The 26,101-nt window shown below is 40.1% G+C and carries 16 protein-coding genes; 7 read left to right on the top strand and 9 right to left on the bottom strand.

Features of this window, described 5'->3' with window-relative positions; all coding sequences use genetic code 11:
* Positions 1-72 precede the first annotated feature (72 nt).
* Positions 73-1,083, top strand: a complete 1,011-nt coding sequence (locus H1P_RS33925) for a tetratricopeptide repeat protein (protein WP_144875967.1) — start codon at positions 73-75, stop codon at positions 1,081-1,083.
* A gap of 419 nt (positions 1,084-1,502) precedes the next feature.
* Here H1P_RS33925 and H1P_RS33920 read toward each other — a convergent pair whose 3' ends face one another.
* Positions 1,503-2,411, bottom strand: coding sequence for a phosphodiester glycosidase family protein (locus H1P_RS33920; RefSeq protein WP_144875965.1), 909 nt, complete (start codon positions 2,409-2,411; stop codon positions 1,503-1,505).
* A gap of 567 nt (positions 2,412-2,978) precedes the next feature.
* Between H1P_RS33920 and H1P_RS33915 the strand changes: the two genes are divergently transcribed.
* Positions 2,979-3,560: a hypothetical protein gene (locus H1P_RS33915; protein WP_144875962.1), complete on the top strand. Its 582-nt coding sequence runs from the start codon at positions 2,979-2,981 to the stop codon at positions 3,558-3,560.
* 193 nt (positions 3,561-3,753) lie between these two features.
* Here H1P_RS33915 and H1P_RS33910 read toward each other — a convergent pair whose 3' ends face one another.
* Positions 3,754-6,279, bottom strand: coding sequence for a CHAT domain-containing tetratricopeptide repeat protein (locus H1P_RS33910; RefSeq protein WP_144875960.1), 2,526 nt, complete (start codon positions 6,277-6,279; stop codon positions 3,754-3,756).
* Between the two features lie 106 nt (positions 6,280-6,385).
* On the opposite strand from H1P_RS33910, the gene H1P_RS33905 reads away from it, so the two are divergent.
* The 4 genes from H1P_RS33905 (at position 6,386) to H1P_RS33890 (ending at position 9,688) form a co-directional block, all read left to right on the top strand.
* Positions 6,386-6,688, top strand: a complete 303-nt coding sequence (locus H1P_RS33905; RefSeq protein ID WP_144875958.1) for a hypothetical protein — start codon at positions 6,386-6,388, stop codon at positions 6,686-6,688.
* Positions 6,689-6,771: 83 nt separating this feature from the next.
* Positions 6,772-7,353 carry a hypothetical protein gene (locus H1P_RS33900; RefSeq protein ID WP_144875956.1) on the top strand — a complete coding sequence of 194 codons (582 nt, stop codon included), beginning with the start codon at positions 6,772-6,774 and terminating at the stop codon, positions 7,351-7,353.
* Positions 7,354-7,554: 201 nt separating this feature from the next.
* Positions 7,555-8,178 (top strand): helix-turn-helix transcriptional regulator, encoded by a 624-nt coding sequence (locus H1P_RS33895; protein ID WP_144875954.1) that lies wholly within the window; start codon positions 7,555-7,557, stop codon positions 8,176-8,178.
* Between the two features lie 127 nt (positions 8,179-8,305).
* Positions 8,306-9,688, top strand: coding sequence for a TonB-dependent receptor plug domain-containing protein (locus H1P_RS33890; RefSeq protein ID WP_144875952.1), 1,383 nt, complete (start codon positions 8,306-8,308; stop codon positions 9,686-9,688).
* 650 nt (positions 9,689-10,338) lie between these two features.
* Here the strand turns inward: H1P_RS33890 and H1P_RS33885 are convergent.
* From H1P_RS33885 to H1P_RS33860, 6 genes are all read right to left on the bottom strand, one after another.
* Positions 10,339-10,839 (bottom strand): hypothetical protein, encoded by a 501-nt coding sequence (locus tag H1P_RS33885; protein WP_144875949.1) that lies wholly within the window; start codon positions 10,837-10,839, stop codon positions 10,339-10,341.
* On the bottom strand, positions 10,836-18,881 hold the full coding sequence (locus tag H1P_RS33880; RefSeq protein WP_144875947.1) for a DUF4347 domain-containing protein: 8,046 nt from the start codon (positions 18,879-18,881) through the stop codon (positions 10,836-10,838). Before H1P_RS33880 ends, H1P_RS33885 begins: the two co-directional genes overlap by 4 nt.
* Before the next feature lie 263 nt (positions 18,882-19,144).
* Entirely contained in the window at positions 19,145-19,387 is a 243-nt protein-coding gene (locus H1P_RS33875; protein ID WP_144875945.1) for a hypothetical protein, read from the bottom strand.
* Between the two features lie 309 nt (positions 19,388-19,696).
* The gene (locus H1P_RS33870) at positions 19,697-20,446 is read right to left on the bottom strand and encodes a DUF561 domain-containing protein (protein ID WP_144875943.1); all 750 of its coding nucleotides are present in this window, start codon (positions 20,444-20,446) and stop codon (positions 19,697-19,699) included.
* A 79-nt stretch (positions 20,447-20,525) separates the two neighbouring features.
* On the bottom strand, positions 20,526-20,726 hold the full coding sequence (locus H1P_RS33865) for a hypothetical protein (protein ID WP_144875941.1): 201 nt from the start codon (positions 20,724-20,726) through the stop codon (positions 20,526-20,528).
* A gap of 289 nt (positions 20,727-21,015) precedes the next feature.
* A complete protein-coding gene (locus H1P_RS33860; RefSeq protein ID WP_144875939.1) occupies positions 21,016-21,666 on the bottom strand; it encodes a class II aldolase/adducin family protein in 651 nt (216 codons plus the stop codon).
* A 319-nt stretch (positions 21,667-21,985) separates the two neighbouring features.
* Here H1P_RS33860 and H1P_RS33855 point away from each other — a divergent pair, with 319 nt between their 5' ends.
* Positions 21,986-23,677 carry a M3 family oligoendopeptidase gene (locus H1P_RS33855; RefSeq protein ID WP_144875937.1) on the top strand — a complete coding sequence of 564 codons (1,692 nt, stop codon included), beginning with the start codon at positions 21,986-21,988 and terminating at the stop codon, positions 23,675-23,677.
* 315 nt (positions 23,678-23,992) lie between these two features.
* On the opposite strand, the gene H1P_RS33850 is transcribed toward H1P_RS33855, so the two are convergent.
* On the bottom strand, positions 23,993-26,005 hold the full coding sequence (locus H1P_RS33850; RefSeq protein WP_144875934.1) for a M10 family metallopeptidase: 2,013 nt from the start codon (positions 26,003-26,005) through the stop codon (positions 23,993-23,995).
* Between the last annotated feature and the right edge of the window lie 96 nt (positions 26,006-26,101).

The raw sequence follows: 26,101 nt of genomic DNA, 5'->3' as shown, positions 1-26,101 counted from the left end.
GTACAAGAGAGCTATTGACTATCACCAGCAGGCTTTAAAGATCGCTCGAGACATCGGCGATCGCTCGAATCATTGAAGGGCCTGGTTACCGTTGGTCAACTTGGGCACTGGCTATCGGGCTGCTCTCTAGGGGAGTACCAGAGAGCTATTGACTATCACCAGCAGGCTTTAAAGATCGCTCGAGACATCGGCGATCGCGAATATGAAGGGCGTTCCTTGGGCAATTTGGGACTGGCTTACGGCTCTTTAGGGGAGTACCAGAGAGCTATTGACTATCACCAGCAGGCTTTAAAGATCGCTCGAGACATCGGCGATCGCGCTGGAGAAGGGGCTTCCTTGGGCAGTTTGGGACTGGCTTACGGCTCTTTAGGGGAGTACCAGAGAGCTATTGACTATCACCAGCAGGCTTTAAAGATCGCACAAGACATCGGCGATCGCGCTGGAGAAGGAGCATCATTGAACAGTTTGGGAGAAGATTACGGCTTTCTAGGGGAGTACCAGAGAGCTATTGACTATCACCAGCAGGCTTTAAAGATCGCTCAAGATATCAGCGTTCGCCTTGGAGAAGGAGCATCATTGGGCAATTTAGGAGCAGCTTACGGCTCTTTGGGGGAGTACCAGAGAGCTATTGAATATAACCAGCAGGCTTTAGAGATCGCTCAAGACATCGGCGATCGCTATGGAGAAGAGAGAGCTTTGGGCAGTTTGGGAGAAAATTACGGCTCTCTAGGGGAGTACCAGAGAGCTATTGACTATCACCAGCAGGCTTTAAAGATCGCTCAAGACATCGGCGATCGTGCTGGAGAAGGAGCATCATTGAACAGTTTAGGAGCAGCTTACGGCTCTTTAGGGGAGTACCAGAGAGCTATTGAATCTCACCAGCAGGCTTTGGAAATAGCTCAAGAAATCGATGCTCGCTATGGAGAGGCGGAGACCTGGTTTCATATGGGAAATAACTTGTCAGAACTTAATCAAAAATCAGATGCCATAGATGCTTATCGTAATGCCCGTCAACTATACGAAGCAATGGAACTAGATGCTTATGTCCAAAATTGCACCGAAGCGATTGACAGTCTTTCTTAAGGGTTTTGGAGCAGGTTGATTCGCCTATAAAAAAAGGACGGGTGTAATTGACGCGGGTGGCTTTCAACTACTGATAATCCAAATTTAATCCACATTTCGTTGTAAGGTTATTTTGTTGATTGAGATTTTGCTAATTGCTACTCACCATCCCATCATGATGTAATCCCTGTTCCATAAAACTTATCCATAGTTATCCATTTTTATGGACTAGAGGCAGCAAAAGCTGTCTCGCTACGGTGTTTACTTCCTCTTTTGTTAATTTAGGGGAAAAATAGTTTAACAAGCACTCGAAATCAGTATTTCTGTAGTCAATTTGCTATCGAGAGAAAGACCCCTCCAATCGTTCATAATGCCGATTAACTTCTGATTTTACACCCTAAAGTAACAAAAGAGGGATGAGTTTCTTACTTTTTTTCTCACTACTCTCGATCTGTGAATTGGGTTTTCGGCATCCCATAAAATCCTAGATGATTAGCAAGAGGACGTTCGTTCATTGGTATTTTATTATGAATAGGAGCATTTAAAACCTTAGTACTATTACCATTAGCAATGGCTAAAGTTGTAGAACCGCCACCATCTAAATTTAATGCTCTATCTGCACCTAAATTAATGGCAATTTCTGCTAGTTCTTTTAAAGTTGCTCCTTCACTATAAAAAGGTTGTTTGCCATCAACTACAATCAACCAAAGTTTGTCCCCTTTTTTATTCGTAGCTACGGCTGTTCGAGCATAGCTAGGAGTATCATAATTAATTTTAGATTTACCATCAATAACTAAAGTATCGCCACCTGCAATTCCCCAAACTGTACCCCCAGGGCATTTTTTTTGATTGGAAATTTGCGCTATATTAGGTTTTGTAAAACACAAAATATCCCATCGAGATTCAGGTTTACCATATTTGAGATTGTTAGAAATAGATTGACCTAAAACATTAGTAGGCTCTCCAGATTTAGGATAATAATTCCAAGGTGTGCGTTCGTGAAAACGATAAAAGAAACTACCATTAACTGCTAATTGCAAATTAAATTTTTTAATAAACTCTGATGTAGTTAAAGCGGGATTATTGCTAATAGTAGAAATGGATTTAGGTGGAGTTATAAAGGGTTTTATACCTGGTGTTGTTAAATCTATCTCGACAGTATGCACTATAAAAGGACGAGATGTGGAATATATTTTTCTTTGATAAATAATTCCTTGAAATAAGACTTTTTCTGAATTAGTTATGGGAGGGCGTAAACTAGCTCGCCAACTATAAAATATTAAAGGTAAAAGTAAGATTACTCCTGCTACAAATTTACTGATTATTTTAGAATTAATTTTATGTATCATAATTTATATAGCGATTTTATTCTAGCGAGCAACTAAACTGGATATCTTATTAAGCTGTTATGCGTTTAAATCGGATATCAAGAAAATCCCCAAACTCTACCCCCAATCACAATACACAACCTCGGCAGGTTCACTCGTCAAATTAAATGCCTGACAGCTTATTAGTTATAATTCTTTTATTTTATTACTTATGAGTTTTGGTAAATAATCTCAAATTGCTAGAGAAAAAAATAATATATTGGGATTAATTATAGATGATTTTTCTAGTAGTCATCTTAAATAATTAGATATATAGCGTTACGTATTAACGTTAAGACAGGGCTACAAGCACTGTCTTTCGAGGGTGGTGTCGCCGTTTACATTTTTGGGCATTTTAATCAAAAAACTCATTACTCAATGACGAGTTACTTATTACTCATTACTTCCGAAGCTCGTAAATTTTAATGTCCTAATTTAATTTTGCACGGCTATAATTAGCATCAAGGTTTTTTGCTTATCCTTACGATCGATCGCAGTCTAACTTTGATGTTGTTTAACAACTTAAACTTATTATCGCGCTCCCAATAAATGAGATTATCTATTTCTAATATTTTGAAAATAATAGTTGTCGTAGTAGTGAGTATATTAGCTTTTGATGCTATTACTACTATGCTGTTTGGCAGTTTGGGTAAAACTACAGAAAGTTCGGACTGGAATTATATTTTAACATTGTATGTTTTCCTAGCAAGCTTAGGAGCGATCGCAATTATAGCGAAGATAAAAAGCAAATTAAAAATCTTCAAAATCTTCAAATCTGTTGCTGCTATTTTATCTGCCACGTTAAGTTTTGCTTTGTTAGGGTTTTACTATGGAGGCATTACCACCGATAAGAATCCTCAAGTAGCAATCATAACTGCCATTGTCTTAGGTACATTAGGAACTGTTCTCGGTTTCCAACAGAATCAAATTATCATTGCTGTCACCGCATCCATCGCTAGCATAGCAGCCTATGGTTTTACTTTCTACGCGGGAATAAATGCGATCGCTCAATTTTCGGTATCGAAATTATTTGGCGGAATATTGTGGGGAATAATTTGTTTAATCTATCTTGGAATAACCATAACCAATCTTACTACTGTATCGAGTAAATTAAAATCGCTACGCGATTAGCTGTAAGCTATAGGCTATAAGCTATTAGCTACAAGCTTGCATAATGAGGGAATTAAACCCACCACTATGCCTTATTCCACTTCTTTAAGTGGAGGAATTGAACCTGGCTTAGAGCTTTAAACTTATAGCTGATTAAAATAATTCGCCTAGTTTTGCAATTTCCTAGTCTCTGTGTCAAGCTCTTTTAACCAGCTTATTGTTCAACCAGGAAAAAACTCGCCCAATTAAGAGGATGGGGGTGTTGTTCCATGACAGTTAACATTGCTTGGCGTAATGCTTGGGCTTTATCGTTAGTTTGTTCTAGATTTTGATAAAATTCAATCATTAAAGTTGCAGTGGACAGATCGGGAACATACCAAAGAGAAGCGATCGCACTTTGCGCTCCCGCAGCCAAAAAAGAACGAGATAAACCCACTACACCATCTCCTGTAATCTTTCCTCTACCAGTGTTACAAGCACTCAAGACTACTAATTCTGCTTGTAAGTCTAGATCGAGTATTTCTTCTGCGGTAAGAAAACCATCACCGTCAATGGTAGATAAGGCGAGGGAACTTTGTAATCCTTGAACATCGTTGTATAAGCCGTGAGTTGCAAAGTGAATGGTTGCAGCTTGGGTAATTTGTTCTTTGATAGCGGTTTCCGTAGCTGCTGTTTTGAGAATGGGATTAACATCTAAAAGTTGGGCGATGGTTTTGGCTTCTTCTTCTGTACCAGGAAGGGGAAATAAATCTTCTGGCATTGGTTCGGGATTACCTATAATGAGAGCCTGAGATGAATCAATTGTCTGGGAGTTTGCTTGGGATTGATTGAGAGTTAGAGTTTGAATAGAAGGAGCAATTTGTATAGTGTGTTGTTGAATTAGATAGTTACCATCAGCATTTTGTAGCGCAGCAAAGGGAACTAAAAAGAGCATTCCTTGGGGAATAAAGATGATTTTATCTTCTGGGTTAGTAGGTAGTAAATCGGCTATGGGTTCGATTAAAATTTTATAACCGTTGAGAGTGGAAACCCTTTTACGATCCGACTGGTTGCTCAATTCTGTAGGATCGCCCCGCATCGCAACTATTAAATTTTCTAAGTTTTCGATTACTGGTTGTTCACTGTCAACACCACCCCCCGCAGTTTGATTAGTACTTTCCGAAACATTAGCAACCGAAATATCATATTCATTACGTAATAAAGTTAAATCTAACTGACGAAATTCGATGTTACCTGCGGGATTAATCACCCACATATAAAGTTGTGATTCTCGATCTGTATCATCGGTAATTATAGAATAGGTAATAAGAGTGGAATTGCGATCGCTGGCTACTTGTTTGATTTCTTCAATTGTGGGGGCTGCAATAATGCTATCCTGATGGGGCTTGTCAGATAGTCTTCTTGCAAGAAGTTCGATAAAAGCTCTGGCTCTGCCTCTTTCGGCAACAATTAACGCCTCATTGGGTTGTTGTTGGGTGATATAGGCTCGTTGTAATAAGCTGTATGTGCGAACTTGAGTATCAAATAAAGAAATTTTGGCTCGATCGCGTAAACCTGGGCTTAAAGATTCAAATACCTCGATACTGTTTTCTAAACTAGCGATTGCTTCATTTATCTTGCCTGATTGTAGCTGAATCGCCCCTAAACTACTTAAAGCTTTGGTTTCGCCAATGCGATCGCCATTAGAACGCGCCCAGTTGAAAGCTTCTGTTAAATACTCTGTAGCTGCTTCAAGATCTCCCTGACGAGAATAATAGTTACCCAAATTAATCAGAGTAATTACTCTACCCGCACCACCACTACTGGATAGAGTACCTTCGGCTTGTTGCAAGTATTCCAAAGCGCGGTTATTTAATCCTAAGTCTCCTGCTAAGACTCCCAAACGATTGAGAACAAATACCTGTTGTCCCCATGCACCCATAGATTGAAGTTGTCCTAAAGCCTGTTGGTAATATTTCAAAGCTTTTCTGCGATCGCCTAAAGCATGGTAGGCTCTTCCCAGGTTTTCTAGAGTTTTTGCCTTCCCGACGCGATCTCCAGGTATATTGGCTACTCGTAATGCTTGTTCAAAAGAAGCCAAAGCCTCCTCATATTGAGCTAATTCTAACTGGGTTATTCCCATAATGTTAAATACTCGTCGTCGCAAGTGAGAATCGGCAGTACTATTAAGCTCAGATTGTAATGTAGTTAAGGCTGGTTGATACTGTCCTAAATAAAGATAAGCCTCTCCTAAAGCGATGCGTGCTTGTTGTATTTCTCGCTGTATAGAGCGATCGCGATTTCCCGATACTTGCAGATAATGAACCCCTATTCTTAAATCTTGAGTTGCTTGATGATAGTCTCCTAACTCCAGATAAATTAATCCTTTAGTAGTTAACAATTGCCCGTCGCGCTCTCCTGAATTGTATCTTTCAGCTTTTCTGAGATTAAATAACGCTTCGGTGTAACGAGCTTCTTGATAATCGATTTTTGCTAACCCCACCAGACTATCTTTTTGTCCAGTAGTATCTTGAATTGTCTGATATATTTGTAACGCTCGTTGAAAATTTCCCTTTGCGCTTAATAAGCTTCCCCGTTCTAATTCTCCCTGCGCTTTAGTTAGATATCCATCTGCTTGTTGCTTTTGAGCATTTTGTGGTTGCGCTAAAACTACCGAATTCCTCTGAGAGATAACTGCAATTGTCGCAGCAGTAGTAATTAGATAAAACCCTAATAAAGACGAAAATAACTTTGCTTTCATGGTCTAATGTATTTTCGATAGCAACACAAAAATTTTATCCTGTTTTTTATTCTTCTTTAATCTTTAAACTCTTGCAAAAGCTCTTCAAAAGAAGTATGAAGGCTTCTTGAAAAGGAAGAGGCTTGCACCTCTCTCTGCCTTTCCCTTGTTCCGTCACGTCCGTCACGAGTGTCTGGGGAAACCCCAGACAACGCGGACTCCTCAAGGAAGGGGCTTGTATCCTCAAGGAAGAAGGAAGAAGGAAGAAGAAAAGCATTACTTCATACCTCGCGCCTTGAAGGGTGAAGCCCTGGTCAAAATTATCACTCATCTAAACCCGATCTTTTGTGTCACCAACTTTAGCAAGATAGCACCCAATAAAAATAGTCGGCGTAAGTTTCAGAACAGTGCGATCGCATTATTTGGTTAAAGATTACTTGTTATCGTATCCCAAAATATATAATTATTAAAAATAATTATCATTAATTTGCGACAAAAACTATTTGGTTCTCAATGACTTTAACTATTTCTGAAGCAGAATACGGGCTTCTATGTCAAAAAAGTTCTCCACCCCAACAATATAATTTAAATCTAGAAGAATTTGAGGAGTGTTGGGAACGGCCTAAAAACCTTGGTCATACAGGATTTGCGAAACAAATAAAATTAACCCCAGGAATAGAGTTAAAGACATTGAATTGGAGATGCGATCGCGATTTAATTCTTACCGCGCCAGTCCACGAGCATGAAATAGAGTTGCTTATCTTAACTTCAGGATCTATTGCTCACAATGAAGTTTATCCTACTTTTGACAAAAAACTGAGTTATCTCTCTGGAAGTGGTATTTCACCTGCATATCAAGCTAAATATAGTCGCTCGCAACATCTGACAGGTATCAACATACATATTGAACCAGAAGTTTTCAGCAGTTTCATTGCCAATCTAAATTGTGCTAATTCTGCTTTTACCGAAATATCACGGGTTCAAAGCCCCGTCGTTCACGACGTAAAAATCAACAATTTCAACACGAAATCTTTATTCAGAAAGAGATGCAGTCATTGTATTATGGATATAAGTTCTTCGATATACTTAAGATAAAGAGTTCGATTCAGAAGTTGGATCGGTAAAATCTTGAACATACTGCAAGGATGTAGCTAAGTAGTTTAGTTGGAAAATACGAATCGCTAGCGGTAAAATGCAGGATTCGATTAAGTTCTACAAAGCCTAAAGGAAGAAAACCAACTCTGGTAGCTTGAGATTAATCTCAACTGGTGAGGGCATTTTCCAGTAGGAGAGTAGATGTTAGACAGGAGCATTCCTGCTATCTACGCCAGTATCCTAGAATCCTCGACCGTTTACGGCGAGGAGTATGTCAATAAGCTATTTCTCAAACAAGATGAATGGAAAACATCATTTTTCCCCAAAGTAACTCCCGCAATACGGGCTTTAGTAAGGCAGATATTGAACACACCCTACCGAGGTATGACTAAAAAGTTTTATCTTCAGGCTAAGGTGCTAGAGTTACTGGCAATGCAGCTAGACCCGATTATTGCAGAATTTGATTCACTTCCTGCTAGATTAACCTTAAAACCACAAACAATCGATCGCATTTATCAAGCTAGAGATATTTTATTGACTCAATTAGAAAATCCACCATCAATCACCGAATTAACTAAACAGGTAGGAGTGGGCGATCGCACTTTGCGTCGTGGTTTTCGCGAACTTTTTGGCACAACGGTTATCGGCTATCTTACTTCACAGCGTATGGAGCAAGCAGAACAATTATTAAGAGAAAGAGAACTTTCAATTAGTGAAGTTGCTAATTTAGTTGGCTATTCTCATTTAGGTCATTTTAGTGCTGCTTTTAAACGTCAATTTGGCATTACTCCCAGTCAATGTTTGGCAGGAAAAAAATCAATATGACTGTTTGGGGATTGCAGTGCCGTTTTTTGGATAGACAAGCTGCAATTGATTTCTATACACTACTCCTCATTAGTTATTAAGAATATTTTTAAATAAGGCGGTTATCCGCTTGGTCTGAGGAGTTTTGATGAAAGTATTATTTCGTTTTTTATATGTTAGTGGTTTTTTAGGTCTTGTTTTGATTAGTCCTGTTGGTGCGGAGACTTTAGGACTGGGGGACGAGGAGACAAAGGGACAAGGAGACAGGGAGATTATCAGAGCGGAGGAGATTAGGAGACAAGGAAGACAAGGAAGACAAGGAAGACAAGGAGAGATGGAAATATATCTAAGTTCTAAAAATACGGCTGCGGATTTGCTCCTAAAGGATACCGATACGCGACGCGCGATGCGAAGCGAGTCCTTTAGGGCAGCTAGTCCTTTAGGGCATATGGCTCAGGGGGTAACGCGGGTTACGGGAGTAGAGGTTATCCAGACTAATGAGGGGTTGGAGTTAATCTTAAAAACGGTAGCGGGAAGCGAACGGTTAGTGCCGTTAATTTTGCCTGAAGGTAACGACCTAGTAATCGATATTCTTGATGCAACTTTGGCATTCTCGATTAGGAATGGTGTAGAGGAACTGAATCCCACAGCAGAAATTAGTAGGATTGCAGTTAACAGAGTGAATGACACCAGTATCCGCGTAACTATTACGGGAGAAAACCAAGCACCAAACGCAGAAGTAGTGCCTGGTAGAGATACCCTCGACAGTCGCTACAATGGGGGGAACCCCCACAACGCGCTGTCTCGCAATTTAGTCTTAAGCATTACTCCTGATGGAACTACAGCCGAAACTGAACCCGATGAGGAAATAGAAGTTATAGCAACAGGTCAAGCAGAAGATAATGATTACAATGTAGATGATGCCTCGGTAGGAACGAGAACCGACACACCTTTAAAAGATATTCCCCAATCGATTCAGGTAGTACCCCAAGAGGTAATAGAAGACCAGCGTGCAACCACTCCTAATGAAGCTTTACAAAATGTGTCTGGTGTAGCACCAGGAGGCGATACGCCTCGTGGTTTATTTAATAACTTTTTTATTCGCGGATTTAATGCTTCGGAAAATACTTTGACCAATGGTTTACCAGATAACACAAATCAAAATGTCAACGTTTTTTCTAACATCGAGCGAGTTGAAGTTCTCTTTGGTCCTGCATCAGTTCTCTTTGGTCAAGGTACAATCGGCGGAGTAGTCAACTATGTAACTAAGCAACCCCTAACCGAACCTTTTTATTCATTAGAAGCTTCTGTTGATAACTTCGATCTTTACGGTGGTGCGCTGGACTTGTCGGGTCCGCTTAACGAACAAAAGACAGTCCTGTATCGTTTAAATGGATTTGCCGAAACTAACGAAAGTTTTGTTGATTTTTACGACCGACAGCGATATCAGATTGCCCCTGCCTTAACTTGGCAAATTAGCGATCGCACACAATTGAAACTTGTTCGATTACTGGCGCGATTGCAACTATGATTTTAAATTCCCAAAGTATGACGCAGCGAAACTTCCACAGACAACATATCTGCAAAAACACCAATGCTGCGATCGATTTCTGTATCCAAAATAGTAGCCAGATTATCTGTCAAAATTATCACTCATCCAAACCCGATCTTTTGTGTCACCAACTTTAGCGGTATTGTCCACAAAATAAAAAACAGGAAAAGCTATTTTCCTGTTTCTAAATCCTTTATTTATCAAAAAGCTTTAAGCTTAAAGCTTAAAGCTTAAAGCTCGCTTGCTAGAAGGGTTCTGTGACCCTACCTTCACAAGTTTATGAAGGTAGTCTACAGTTACGAGATGTTTAAAACTTCTTGTAACCCACATTCATCAGCCCCCCGTATGTAATAAAAAAGATTACGCTATTTTTGGGTCTTTGCGATCGCTTTTTTCTTACTGGAGATCGTGTTTTGAGAAAAAAATTTCAACAAGCGATCGCCAAATAAAATTTCTTCTTTTTGGCGATCGCTAACTTGTGGTGATTACGCCTTGGCGATCGCTAAAATCGCTGATTTAGTAACACTTAAACACTACATCTGTGGGGCTGATGGATGTGGGTTGTAACTGGCAAGAAAGCTTATGGCTTATGGCTTATAGCTAGGAGCTTCGCTCCTTTATGCCTCTACTTAAAGAGCTTCAAAAGCAACACCTTCTTCCAGAAAATTGGGGAAATTTGCTCTAATGTTGGCACTTTCTGCTTCTCCTGCAAATAGATAAGTTCCTGGTCTATTCTGATTTTGAAAGCGGGTAAATTCTGCTCCTCGATCTGAACCTGCTTGATAAACATAAAAGGCTAAACCTTCTTCGTTGAACTCTTCAGCAAAGTTGGTGTCAATATTTTGTCGTTCTTGTTCTCCGACAAACAGATAATTACCAGGGGTGATATTACTTTGAAAACGATATAGAGGGCTTAAACCTTCTCCTGGGTTGGCACTGGCGGTAAATGCGGGATTGATTGAACCGTCTTCTTGTTCGCCCTCTAATTCAAAAATTTGGTTCAAATCGGGATTATCGATAATAGTGTCTCTTTCTTGTTCGCTGACAAAGATGTAAGTACCAGAATCAAAAGTGGTATTGCGAAAACGGAATAAATCTATAGTTGGCTCTAATTCTGATGTAACTGTCACCGTGACAATATTATTATCAACGTTGCCGTTACTATCTTGAATGGCATGGCATAGAAAATAATGTCTTCTCCTGTAAAACCATCATTGGGAGTGTAGGTCAGGGTATTATCTGGATTGATAACTACCTCACCGTTATCAGAGCCAAAAATATCGACAATTTCCCCAGTATCTTCATCTACATCTGTATTTTGCGATGCCACGAGATCGACAATTTCAATTGCGTCATTATCGGGATCGCTGTCATTAGCCAAAACATCTATTGTAATGGGCGTAGCAATATCGGTAGTGACAAAATCGGGTTCGGCAATAGGGCGACTATTGCTAAAGTCGGGACGGGTAGTAGGGTCGATTTCTTCGGTGCTTTCAATTTGTTCGGTGAGTTCTTCTCCTGTATTTTCATTGACAATTGCTGCCACATTTTCTTCTTCTGTTCCTAATTCTACTAAATCTTCTACTAGACCCTCTGGATCGTCGCTTTGAGCTACTTGCTGTACTTGAACGATTTCTATAGATTTTTCGTTATCGTTCATTGTTCCATCGGCAGCAATGTTATCAATACGTTCGTTACCTTCGGTAATAATTTCTGCTGCACCACCGACAGTATTGTCTGCTAATTCGGGAGCGAGTTCGCTGACAATCGCTTCTACTTGAGTTGAGTCGCTCAAATCGAGATTTTCAGTGTTAGCGATTTCATCTGATAGTGCTTCAACAATTTCGGTTTCCGAAACTCCCGTTACCGCCTCTATTTGTACGAGGGTATTTTGCACCTGAACCTGTGCTGCATAGACTTCTAGCCAGTTGGGGTCGTCGTCGTCGGCTGCTTGTAAAGCATCGAAGTTGAGCAGATCCACGTCTTCTGGTAGTCCTAATGCGGTTTTAACTGCATCTTGAGCTACTGTGGTATCGGTAGATTCGGCAAGCAGACGGGAGATGGTTGCTAGGGGATTGGTGACTAGATGTTGGAATCCGCCAGCTAATTCGGGAGATTCTGCACCATCGACAAATACTTTAGCTGGTTCGACAAAAGGATCGAGGAGATCTGTACCATCTTCAAAGACAGGAGAGAAAAGTTCTCCGCGATCGAATTCCCCGTTGCCATTGCTGTCTACAAACGACCATCGGTCTAGAGGCGTACCTTCAAGAACCACTTGTCCTAGTTCGTCTAATTCTAAAACACCATTTTCATTATCGTCTTCTCCTGGATCTAAGATACCGTTATTGTTATCGTCTTCTCCTAGTTCTAAGACACCATTTTCATTGAGGTCGAAAGGAGCGATCGCAACTTCTACACCATTGGGATTGAGAGGAGAAGTTATGAAGAAGGATTCGTTCTCATCCTGTACGCCGTTATCGTTATTATCGATAAAATTAATTTCTAAGTTATTGTCACCGCTAGGATTGACTACTGAGAATGGTTCGTCAGGCTCGAATTCGCCGTTGGCATTACTATCTACAAAGACAAAATCTGGAGACTCTCCTGTGACAATAACTCGCACGTCTAACTGACCATTTTCATTGGTATCGAAGGGAGTAATATCTAGCTCATCCGCACCTGTTTCGTCCACTAAAGAGGAAGGTTCGTCGCCATCTTGTACGCCGTTATCGTTAATATCAATAAAGACATATTGATTGCTAATTTGTTGTCTTTGTTCGGCTTCTGTGAGGAAGGTTTTACCCAAGATGCTGTCAATATTGAGGTTTTTCTCCACAATGGTTGCGGTCAGATTGGCGATCGCATTTTCGCTGAGATTGGTATTGGGATCTTCGGCGATCGCAACAGTTAAAGCCTCATTAATAATAGCGGTTACGGTGTCGGTATCAGTAAGATCGGGGGCTTCACCATTGTTGACGCGATCTACAATTGCTTGAAGAATAGAACTGGCAATTTCCGCTTCATTGACCGTAGAAGAAACCTCATTATCATCTAATTCTCCGTTGTCGTTAATATCGAAGAAGCGAGATCCATCATCAGCTTGGACTACTTCTAAATCCCCATCGTCGAACTGTTGGTTATTGTTGTTATCGAGGTAAATCAAACCATCTTGAGTCAGAATATTATTTTCATCAATGGTTTGTCCTGTAAAAGCTGTTGCAGCGATGGTTTGGGTGGCTAAGATAATAAGATTTTGCAGTTGAGATTGTAACCCAAAGAACGATAAATCCGCAGTTTCGGGGTCGTCATTGTATAAATCGCTATTTTCTGGTAAACCGAAAACATTAATTACTTCTGCTTGTGCTGCTTCGAGATCGGGTTTGGCAATTTCCACAGCCAAGCTAGTTAAAGGCGTGGCAACAGTCGCATCGGGAGTGGTAATAATCGGTGAGGTTTGCGGTAAGGAAGTGGAGATATCAATGCCATTAACAATAACCACTCTGCCTTCTTCGGTATCTATAACACCATTACTATTAAGATCGAAGGGAGAGAAGGGAATATCGAGATCGTAACTACCATCGGCATTACTAACGGTAACGGGTTCGTTGGGGTCTTGAATGCCATTGAAATTAGCATCAAAGAAGACCGTACCGCCAGAAATTACCCCGTCTATGACGCTACTAAAACTATTGCCTTTGCCCCCAATACTAAACTCAGCTAGGGGGAAAGTGGCAATTCGTTGCTCGAATACCGTCCTCCTAAACAAGTCAACTTCTGCACCCAAAAAGGCGTTAACGATACCGTTTAATTGGAACAATTCAAAGGGTGTAGTAATGCGCGAAGCAATCTCCGAAGCCCGCAATCTGCCGTCATCCGTGCCGTTGATTTCCCCACCATCAATCAGATCCAGACCGATAATCCCTTCTAAACCTCCTTTGAGAAAGCCCGAAACAACCAGAAGATCTATACCAAATCCTGCTGCAATAGTCGCGGTCGCAACCAACTCATCGACATCTTCCCCCGTACCGTCGGGATTTTCGCGATCGCTGACAAAGAAACCATCGAGGACTCTAAAAGACTCTGCGGGGTCGAAATTGTTAGCAGACCATTGATTGAAACCAAAGGTATCGAAGCCAAAAGCGAGATCCAAACCGACATTAAAATCCCCTTCTAGCAAACCGCTAATCGGGCCAAAAATCCTAAACTCTCGTTCTACGTCGAATCCAACTTCTAAAGCAGGAAGATCGTAAGTAAAGAGGGCGACATCTTTACCTAAGAGCAAGTCGATCGCGCTGAAGGGATTGTTAATTAGAGGAATATCGAAATTATCGTTATTGAGTATCCTATTGGTATTTGCTTTCTGGATATCTCCGCTACCATCATCGGGAGCATCATCGAGTTGCTGGTCTAAATCTGGTGCGGAATCGGTTTGGTCTGCTTCAACTTCAGTCGGATCGGCATCGGGATCGGCAGCATCAAAATTGCCCAACTCGAAAGAACCAATATCAATGAGAATGCCTTCATCGCCCGCGATCGAACTATCGAGAGCGTCTGCCAGAGCGACCAGTTCTGTAATTTGATCGAAAGCGTCCTGAAAGTTAGCATTGGGAGTACTTCCAGCCAATTCTGCAATGCCAATCGCTAATTCGATGACGCTAATTTCACCGTCACCATTACTATCCAAACCGTCCGCAATTCTCAGATCGTTGAGGATTTCCGTATCGGAGTTGAGAAAATCAACTATAGGACGAAAGGGATCGATGATGCTATTAATGTTACCAACTACGGGGCGAGCAAAGTCGGAGAGAAAACTGCCTAAATCTAGTTGCACGTTATTAAACGCGATCGTGGGTGAAAAATCGCCAACGGCTTCTCCATCTTCAAACGCAAACGAGCCGAATTCCCCCGCCAAATCGAAATTAATGCTGGGAAAAGCAGTATCCGCTTGTATGCTAGTTACGGCATTTAAACCGAGATTGGCATTTGCCGAAGCACTGGGATCGAAGAGGTTGGATATCTCATCGAAAGAAGCATTGCTTAGTTCTGTGCTGGTCAGGCGATCGCCATCTAAATCTTCATCATCATCTGAATCTTCATTATTATCGATGTCATTGAGTCCTAAAGTAAAATCAGCACTAGCAGCCGTGGGGCTTTCTTCATCATTGACCAGATCGAGTTGCAAAAAGCCGAGATTCCCCGTTGCTTGGAAATCATCACTCAAACCAAGATCGACCCCTGCGGTAAAGTTAGTTTTTTCTGTATCGATAAAGAAACCGAATTCTTGGTTAATGCCAAACCCCAAATCGAATTGGTAATCAAAATTGAGATCGACACTACCATCAACATCAATTCCCAATCCTGGCAAACCCAAATCCGCATCCAGATCCAGATTGGCAAGGTTAAATTCTTTGGCAACTGTAATATCGAAAGTGGCTTCTTCTTCCGAGAGAGTTGCGATCGCTTCCACATCGACTTCTAGAATCTCTTCAATAGTTTCTTCAACTAACCCACTAAGTTTCTCTAAGTCTAATACTCCTCCCGTTTGCACCCGATTAATTAAGCTAGTTTGAAAAGTACCGATCAAATCTGGTGCGAGAGTTTCTAGAGAACCAATAAAGGGTAATTCAATGGCTCGAAACTGAGCGTCAAGGGAATCTTGAATTGAATTGAGGGCATTATTTAAACCCCCTGCTGTCTCGATATTATCGAAACTGAGTTCGTTAATGGCAATGGGAAGAGGTTGTACTGACAAGCCATCATAAACAGGATCGTTACTCTCAAGATTGTGAGCGATGTTTTGAAATTCCGTTGCTTCTACTTCATTATCGATCGCAGCAGTAACGGTAATCTCTTGAGGAGTAGCAAAGTTATCGGGAGTAAAAGTTATGGGTGCAATGGCTTCGAGATCGTCGCTAATCCCAAAACTAATGGTGACATCGGCTGTGGGTTCGGTTGCTAAGGCAATGGTGTAGGTTTGCCCTGCTTCCCCTTCGGTGACAATAAAATTATTGCCGTTGCCAATAACAATCCCAGGAACATCATTTTCGGTAATATTGGCAGTTACATCATCGATCGCAATTCCCTGGTAAGCAGTATCGTCACTCGTTGCAGTATGGGAAATAGTGGCAGTACGGTTTTCTGCGATCGCATTGTCATCAACAGAAACCACCGTCACATTTTGTCTGATATTGAAGTTTTCGGGGGTAAAAGTAATGGGTTCAATACTCGCTATCTGGTCATCGGTAGCAAAATTAATAGTGACATCGCTAGTAGGTTGACTGGTTAACTCGATAGTATAATTATCCGTAGTTTGCCCTTCTATGAGGTTAGTCGAACCTTGAGACTCGATAATTTGCACCCCTACTACGTCATCAGCATCATCCCTACCGCTATCGACAATAGTTAGTTCTGCTGAAGTTTCTCCTAGTTCGTATCCTTCTCCTTCATTAAGAGTAAAAGTAACGTTTTCATTGACTTCTTCATCATTGTCGTCAACGGGTCTAATCTCAATTCTGGCAGTAGTCGTACCTTCGGGTAACGAGAAAGTATCGCCAATAATATCTCGCTCTGTATTATTCGCAACTAAGACTAAATTGTAGTCTTCACCTCGCGTAGCATTTCCACCAATAGTAAAGTTAAAGATGGCATCCTCGTCATCATTCTCATTGCCATTACTGAGTAAGGGATTGGAGAAATTAAGCTGAAAAACACCAGGTATAGAGTCAGTTTCAGTTGCATTATCTCCTGCAACAACGTCAATTGTAGGAGGACTGTCATTATCAACAATATTTGCGGTTATGGTACTTCCGCCACCACCATACTCTTCACTAGGATTGAGAGTAATTTCTACTGTCTCATTCTCTTCAGCAGCAGAATCATCAAAATCGGGAATTCCCCCTGGAATTCCTGTAGCATCTATTGCAACTACAACTTGTTCTTCACCAGAAATGTCTAGGAAAAAATTACCGTTTTCATCAGGAATTAGAAGCCGATCTTCACTGGCATCATCTTCATCATCTTCTTTGACAATGAGAAGCCTATAATCTGTATCCAGTTCGGCTGTTCCCCCAGTAATGCTAAAGCTTAACTGACGACCTTCAGGGGCAATGGGGTTTAAATTAAAGATAAACTGACCGTTACTCCCCCCTTCCACTGCATTTGTCGCCTCTAGGGTAATATTTGGCTCGTCATCAACAATGGTTAATTCAGCAGAAGTGGAGTCCCCAAGATTATAAAGTGGGGAATCTTCTAAGGTGACAATAATATTTTCATTGGGGTCAAAAAGGCGATCGTCAATAACTTCGACATTGATAGAACCTTCTGTTGTTCCCGTAGGGATTGTAACGCTCAGGGGAATACTCAGATCGGCATCATTAATCTCCTCATCATCAAAGAGATCGGGATCGTTAATAGCAGTTCCCGTGATGGTATAGTTAACGACTAAATCTATTGGTAAAGCTGTGTTCAAAGATAGATTAAAAGAACCATCTGCATCGGGATTGGATTCAGACAGATTATTTCCAGGTGCGATATTAATTGTCGGGAGAATAAAAGCACCAACATCACCAAAAACATCATTGATCGCAGTACCTGATTGAGAGACAGTACCACCATCTCGGATAAATATGTCATTCCCTCTTGCTTGACCATTGTTAGCACCAATCCCTCCAGTAGTTGTATTACCAGAAAAATCACTGTTAAGAAGTATTAATTCAGCATTTTCATTAACGAAGATAGCACCGCCGAGTCCAGAACCTCCGCCACCACTACCACCAAGTCCAGGAGTTCCCGAACCTGTTGAGACATTGGCACCATCACCACCATCACCACCAAAAGCTCCAGCATCACCGCCTTCACCTCCTATTGCCGTTCTTCTTCTTCTTCTTCTATTGGGATTTGCTCCAGCACCGCCTCCGCCTCCGCCTCCAGCACCGAAACCACCATCACCACCATCACCACCAAAACCACCTCTGCCTTCTAACAATCCGCCAGATTCGCCTCCGCCTCCGCCTCCGCCTCCGCCTCCGCCATTGCCGAAGCTACCATTACCGCCATCACTACCGCTACCGCCACTATTACCATTACCCGTTCCACCATTACCTGCTGTTCCACCATCACCTGCCGTTCCGTTAGTGAAAGCAGTACCATTTACATTGGCAATTCCCCCGCTAAGTCCATCTGTACCTCTTCTTTCAACCCGACCACCTCCTGCTCCACTTCCACCATTGCCACCAACGGCAAGATTGTCAGTATAATCAACGTTGTTAGCAATTACCGTACCGTCATTAATAAATAAAGCACCACCAGCACCTAAACCGCCGCCGCCACCGCCAGAAGCTCCGTTACCACCAATCGCAGCACCATTGAGAAAGGTTAAATCGGCTAAAATTACTTGGTCATTGCCAGTGTCGCTATTACTAATTGCGAGGATTTGCTCCCGATCGCTACCATTAATAGTGACATTATTACCCTGTATTTCAACCTGTTGGGCAATGGTTGGTAAACTATCATCGAGATTTATTGTTTGATTTGCGATCGCAGATAGATCGATAATATCTTTCGTATCGGCATTATTATTACCGTTCGCATCAATAATTGCTTGTCGTAAAGAACCAGCACCACTATTGTTAGTATTAGTAACCGTAAAAGTTTGTAATACAGAATTAAAAGCCGACATCGCCTCTACCTGAAATGCCAGAGGTGCTTCGATAAAGCCTGTGGCTGCTTCTAATACCCAGTCTCCACCCAGATCCCTATTACCCGTCAAATCGTCGGAGGCAGCAATATCTGCTGTGGTAATCTCACTCAGGCGATTAATAAAAGCTTGTCCTTGTTCTCCTTCTGCGACATTACAACCGTATAAAAAAATATCCCCATCAATACTTAGAGATTCTCCCCACTGTTGCAATTGGCTGGCGTAACTCTCAATATTGCCATTATCCAGGCTGCCATTCCCTAGTTGCAAATTAGCTGAATTGCCATGAGACAGAATTTGTATGCTATCTAAATTGTTGTGGCTAGCTAATTCTTCGGTAATTTGCTCGACACCATTGCGGTTGGCATCTAAAACAACTACTTTTGTCCCTGGTTCGACGCTATTCACCAAAAATTGATAGTCCGCGACGTTAGAATCAACGAAAACAATAGTAGAGGGGGTGTTATTTATCATGGTTTGATAATTTTCAAATAATTGATGGTTTGAGAGATTGCTTCAAACTCTATTGATGGTATTGTCAACTATATTAAAAAGGACAATCGGGAATATTTAGGGAACAAGATCTCCCCGATTGGGCATTGCTGAATAGATTGTTGAAGTGCTTGAAAATTTGCTTTAATAAGAAAAAAAATGCGAAGGTTCAAATCTGCCCAGCAAGCTCAGAGGTTTCTCTTGGCAGTCGAGATAATTTATCAGCAAACACAACCTCCAAGACATCAATTATTGGCAACTATGATCTGATATATTTGTAACGCTCGTTGAAAATTACCCTTCGCGCTTAATAAGATTCCCCGTTCTAATTCTCCCTGCGCTTTAGTTAAATAGCCATCTGCTTCTTGTTTTTGAGCATTTTGTGGTTGCGCTAAAACTACCGAATTCCCCTGAGAGATAACTGCAATTGTCGCAGCAGTAGTAATTAGATAAAGCCCTAATAAAGATGAAAATAACTTTGCTCTCATGATTTAAGATATTTCAATAGTAATACAAAATATTTTATCTTTTTTTGATGTTGCTAATTTGAAGCGTGAAGTAAATAATAATACGATTCGTTGCTCTCTTAATGCTAGGAAAGAGATTCTGATAAACGTCGTGCTGAGATTATTTTATAATCTAAAATAAACAGAAAGCATTCTAAGATAATTTTGTATATATCCTATACTCTACAATCAGCCTACGATTGACCAATCATCTTGTGTCGTGAATTCTTGGGCTACAAAAAAAGGGAATAGGTTAACACCCACTCCCAAAACAACAAAGTTTAATTTGGGTTAACGAATTACTTTGTTAGTTGATGCTTGAGCTAAAGCTTCGGTTAGACTACGTACCGCAGCTACCATTGCTACCTCATCATTTAATTGATTAATAGCAGAGCCGACACCCACGCCAGATGCTCCAGCAGCGATCGCCATAGGTACGGTAACGCTGGATAAACCAGAAGCACACAGTACAGGAATATTAACTGCATGGGAAATACTATGAGCAGCAGCTAGAGTAGCAGTAGCCTTTTCAATTAAACCCTGCACTCCTGGGTTAACAGGCTTAACGCTCGTACCGCCTTCAGTTTGAATAATATCCGCTCCCGCATCAACCAGAGCTTCGGCTAACTGTACCTGTTCATCCAGAGCCAAAATATGGGGTACAGTCACAGAAAGAGTAATTTCTGGTAGTAAAGAGCGAGTTTGTTTCGTTAAAGCCAAAACCTCCTCTGCTTCAAACCTGATTCCTTGAGCATAGAAACTATCAAAATTTCCAATTTCGATTAAATCTGCACCAGCTTCTACCGCAGTTACAAATAATTCTGGTTCAACCGCAGATACACATATAGGCAAATTAGTAATACGGCGAACATCTTTTACCAAACTAGGTTCAACAGCAATGTCTACAAAGGTTGCGCCCCCTGCTTCTGCTGCTTTGACTATCTGACAAACGCGATCGCTGTTAAAATTGTTTAAACCACTAATTACTTTTAAGGCATTTTTTTTAGCTAATGCCAGTGCTAATTTAGGATGCATTGTCATGCTTGCTTCCTTAGTAAGAGTTCATTTTGCTGAATCAGCAACTAACATATTAGCAACTGGCTGTTAACTACAATAAAAATTATTTTTTAGGCTGTTTTTTAAGAGCCTGTAATTGCTGGATCAAGACATCAATTTCCGCTTGTAAATGAAGATATTTGACTTGACGATCTGCGGGGTAACATTGCAACATCCTTTGTAATTTAGCTCGATTTGCTTCATCAATTTGTGCCACTGATTTAGTTGTAGGTTGTTGAGATTGAGATTTAGTAATAGTAGACATAAATGTTATTTGTTATAAATTTCCTACACCAACTTGCAATGATATCCTATTGGGAGAATTTAGGAAGTTACCAATGTGCCTATTTTGGTAGCGAACAAGTGGTTTGAAATTCGCTCAAACAACGAATGAATAAGGGTTTAAGCTGATTTTTACCAACAAATATCAACAACCATTGATTTTTTTTATCAAAAGATTAAACTAATGTAATTAAAACTTGTTTAACAAAATATTAAGATTTGTATTTATGAAAGTTTAGAAGTTGAGTCTTGCAGAAACCTATAAGCGGAGTTTAGCTGATATTGCGATAATAATTGAGTAAAATATTTCCTGCTTTCTGAATGCTATTGCCAAAGGTGATGATACCTTCTTTATGACCACTCATTACAATGATTTTCTGTTGTTGACATTCTAGTTGTTGGCATAGCTTAATTATATCTTCCGCCATTTCGGGTGTTCCATAGGCGCAATTTGGGTTAGTTGTAGGTACGACATCTAATAACTTTTGCCAAAGGGCTAAGTTATGAATGTGAATTACAGCGTTAATTTCAGGATTAGCAACATACAACGCACCATGAGTTAGAGACTCGGAAGAAGCTTTAATTGCACCAACACAAGTTACATAATTTTGTTCCCAATTAAAATCCGTAACTTTGGTATAGTGTTGTGTTGTTAATTGAGAAATACCACCCGTTTGTGTACCGCTAATAATAAATTGTGGTTTTTGCTTCGTAGTGGGTTGGTTGGGGTTGATGGGACGAATTTTGCTTTCTTTTAAACGACAACTAACGTTACCAAAGCCAATACCATTATCATACTGACCGATTAAACCCAATTGATAGAGTTGATTGCGCCATTGATTTAAAGTAGCAATTTCTTCTGCGGTAACAGCAGCTTGTTTTGTCCAATGACATTGATATTTGATATAACCTTCGTCAATCATTGTTTAAAGAATCAGGAATTAGGAAAGATTGTTAAACAGAAAAAGCTAGAAAATCGACAATTAATGGTTGATTGTCCCCAAAGTTTGACTAAAATTTTGTTTGAATCTCTAGCTAATATAGATTAAGTCTTCTCAAGAAGACTAAACCAGAATTTTAGTTCATTTCTGGCAATTGCAATTTGGGGACAGTAAATTTGTTTCAAGTTGGGTATTGTAAAGATAGTCAAATATAGTCAGCTAAGGTTGTAGCAATTTTCCCTTAAAACTAGAGTAGCGATCTTGTTACAATGCCAACTGTAACCTTAATTGCCTGGTAGTCATGAGTCAAACTACAGTTAAATTTGCCGATATCAAAGTTACAACCCCTACTATAGAAAGCATACAGCAAGCATATCAAGATATTAATCAAGCTTTAGATAAGGCTCAAACTAAAGAAGAAATCAACCATGCATTACAGCAGTGGAATAGTCTGCGCCAGGAGATTGATAGTTGGAAAGCTTTGGTGTCTTTAAATTTTAGTCAGGATACCCGCAATGAAGATTACAAACAAGCTCAAGAATACAGTGATGAGATACAACCGAAACTAACCGCTTTAGAAATAGAGATGAAGCGGAAACTATTGGGTAGTGATAAGAGAAAAGAATTATCCGAAATTTTAGGAAGCCATGCTTTTAACCTTTGGGAAGCTGATGTTACAGCTTTTGAGCCTGTCATCGAAGCCGATTTAGTACAAGAATCGAAGTTAGTTAATCAGTATGTAGAGCTTTTAGCCTCAGCCGAAATTGAATTTAATAACGAGACTACTAACTTATCAGGTATTCGTAAGTATACCCAAGATCGCGATCGCAATACTCGCTACCAAGCAGAAAAAGCCAGATGGAGTTTCTTTAGCCAAAAAAAAACCAAATTAGACCAAATATATGATGAATTAGTTACTTTACGTCATCAGATGGCTCAAAAGCTGGGTTATGAAAATTATATCGGCTTGGGCTATAAAAAAATGCAGCGCATCGACTATAATCAAGCAGATGTGGCTCGCTATCGGGATGAAGTAGTTAAGGAAGTTGTACCTTTAGCTGAAAAAATTATTGCGGAGAAACAACGGAAACTTAATTTAGAGCAAGTTCAATTTTGGGATGAGGCGGTATTCGATCTACAAGGAAACCCCGTACCCCAAGGGGATGAAACTTGGATGTTGCAACAAGCACAAAAAATGTTTGATGGGATGCATCCAGAATTAAGCGAATTCTTCCGCATGATGGTAGAAGGAAACTTCTTAGATCTAGATACTCGCGCTGGTAAAGCTGGAGGCGGTTTTTGTACCTCTTTTCCCACTTATAATGTGCCTTACATCTTTGCTAACTTTAATGGCACAAAAGGAGATGTGGAAGTATTCACCCATGAAATGGGTCATGCTTTCCAATGTTGGCAGAGTCGTAACTTACCCGTATTTGATTACCTATGGCCTACTTTAGAGTCTTGTGAAATTCACTCAATGAGTTTAGAATTTCTTACATGGTCGCAAATGGAACAATTTTTCACTACAGATAGCGATCGCTTTAGACAAATTCATTTAGCAGAATCAATCCTCTTTTTGCCCTATGGTTGTGCTGTAGATCATTTTCAACATCTAGTTTATGCTAACCCCACAGCCACACCAGCAGAAAGAAATCAAATGTGGCAACAAATGGAAGCTCGTTACTTACCTTGGCGAGATTACGGCGATTTAGAACATCCATCTCAGGGTGGTTTATGGCAAGAAAAACAGCATATCTACTGCTACCCCTTTTACTATATTGACTATACCTTAGCCTCTTGTTGTGCCATGCAGTTTTGGGTTAAAGCATCCAGCGATAAAGATTCTACCCTAGATGATTATATTGCCCTGTGTCGCCGTGGTGGTCAAGCACCTTTTCAAGAGTTAGTAAAATCAGCTAATTTAGTATCTCCTTTTCAACCTGGATGTTTAGCGGGAGTTGTTAGCAAAGCTCAAGAGTTTTTACAGCTTTAAGTAACTGATTACCTGCCACTTGCTACTTTGTCTCAACCAGGGTTTATCAAAGTGGGTTACGTTGTAAATCTGTGGCTAAAAGTAATATCTTCAGAAAAAAACAACTATTGAAAAATTATTAATGACTGTTTTCAAAGTTAAATTTTACTTTCAGTAGCTCGAAAAAGAGATTAAAGCTACGCGATTAGTTCTAAGCTATTATAGGCTACGAGCTATTAGCAAGACTGGCATAGTGAAGAAATTAATTAAACAAAGCTTACAGCTTAGAGCTTAAAGCTGATAGCTAGTAGTAAAAACTACCCTTTTTTTCTACTATTAGGTAGAGCTAGTTTGGAAATTCAAATCAGAAATACCTATTTTCTGACTGTCAGGATTGGCGATTGCATCATCCGTAGATAAGTATTTAATTTCTAGTTCAGAAACCTCTATGCTACCAAAACTAATGTTGATATTGGCAATATCACTATTACTCTTAGCATTACCTTTACCTTCAAAACCATTCATATATGTTTCATTATCCGCAAAAACATTATCTCCAGTTACTATTTCTACACCTGATATCTCTTTAATATTTACCCCATCAGCATAAATTTCTATTCCATCATCAGAAGACTTACCAGTAGTTTGATCTACATCCAACAACTCAAAGTTAAGACCTGTTACAGCTTGATTAAAGTCGATAGATAACTCAATTTGGTCATCAGGATCGTCGTTACTATTATCGAATCCAAGAGATAAGTATCCTTGATGATTGCCTAGTTTACCACTGTCGTAGCTGACAAAATCTGCTCCAGAATGGGCAACGAAGTTACCACCATCGGTATTAATTTGCCAATCTACGGTGGCAGTTATACCATTACCCAAATTAAACTGTGAGCCTGTGGCTACAGCACTTTCATCTTGTAAATTCCAGTTTTCCCAGACTAAAGCCTCATCTTGGGAAGCTTGGTTGGGTGGTGTAAAATTAGAACCTGAAGCGTTAATCTTGAGGCGATTTTCTTCAGCAGCTTTATAGTAATCATCAACAGTGATCGAACCATTGTCTTTGAAGTCAATCAAGAGGTCATTACCAATAGTTTTGGTGGTAAAGTCAGAAACTTTATAATCTGATAAATCTATGGTGTCTTGACCATCAGAACCGACAATAACATCTTTACCAGTTTGCTTTCCTAAACCATAGCCACTAAATCTATTAGCTCCACCGTTGGCTACAATATAATCGTCGCTACTAGAGTTAACTACGTTGTCAATGGTCATATCATACGCTAAAAAAGTTCCTCTAGAAGTAGCATAGTAATCTTTGTTACTGTTATCGCCACGAGCTTCATAAGCAGTTGAAAGGTAAGCATTTTGAGAAGTAATTACGCCTCCTTCTCTGAGATCAAAACGATAGCCAGATTGCTCAAACTCTAGTTGAGAAAAATCGAAAGTATCGTTACCTCCACTATCCCAGAGTGTTTGTTTGGAATTGGAGTTTTTATTTCCAAAAAACTGACTGCCAACAGTATATTCATCAATCTTGGCAAACTTATAAGTAGTATTATCTGCATTATAATCAGCAGCACCATAGAGATATTGTAAGGCTTTAATATCATAAGCCATGGGTGTAATCGTCCCAGAATAGCCATCAGTATTTCTGAGGCGATTATAAGACATTATCGAATTATTACTGTTGTCTTCAGCGTAAGATAAAAACTCTCCTGATTGATTGCCATTACTAGAGCCGTTATAATTTCCTGGATGTTTAAGATCTAAACCATGGAGTGTTTCATGCACTAATGTTTCGTAACGATAAGCACCAGGGCCAGCATCAAAGTCTTTAACTTTGTCGTGATTGAAATGAATATCACCAGCTTTAGGAGAATCTTGATTCTTATAAGGAACTTTAGTAGATGCAGTACTGGGGCCATCAGAAAACATATACCGAATTTGACCATAATTGTTTCCAGCATCTGATACTTCAACAAAGTCAACATCAATATAGTTTTCTATGCTTTCTAGGATATTTCGGAGATAACCTTTCATCTTCTCCGTTATGGGTTTCACATCACCTTCGCTTCCGTAGTAATCTCCACCATCAAAAAAGCTATAAGTAATTGTTTTATCCGCCCACTTAGCAGGATATATTAGAGAATCAATGTTATTTTGTCCTGAATAAGAGACACCAGTTACTTCTGATGAGGCAGCATCAAATGAAGATAAATCTGTTGTATCTAGGTTATTGTTGGCATCAGTGGATTCGTCAAAATCAGGAGTACCCGTTCCACAACAATCGGGACAGTCACAGTCAGATGAACCTATCCCACTAATATGATTTTGGTAATCCACATATGAATAGTTGCCAAAGTCAAAAAACCATCAAAAACAAGAGATTGACGTTCCCAACGAACCACTAAACGTCTATATTTTCTTTGAAACCAAGAG

The organism is Hyella patelloides LEGE 07179 (assembly GCF_900659865.1).
In the GTDB taxonomy this organism is placed as follows: domain Bacteria; phylum Cyanobacteriota; class Cyanobacteriia; order Cyanobacteriales; family Xenococcaceae; genus Hyella; species Hyella patelloides.
Note: the sequence above shows the minus strand (reverse complement) of the source record. Positions and strands in the feature narration are given on the sequence as shown.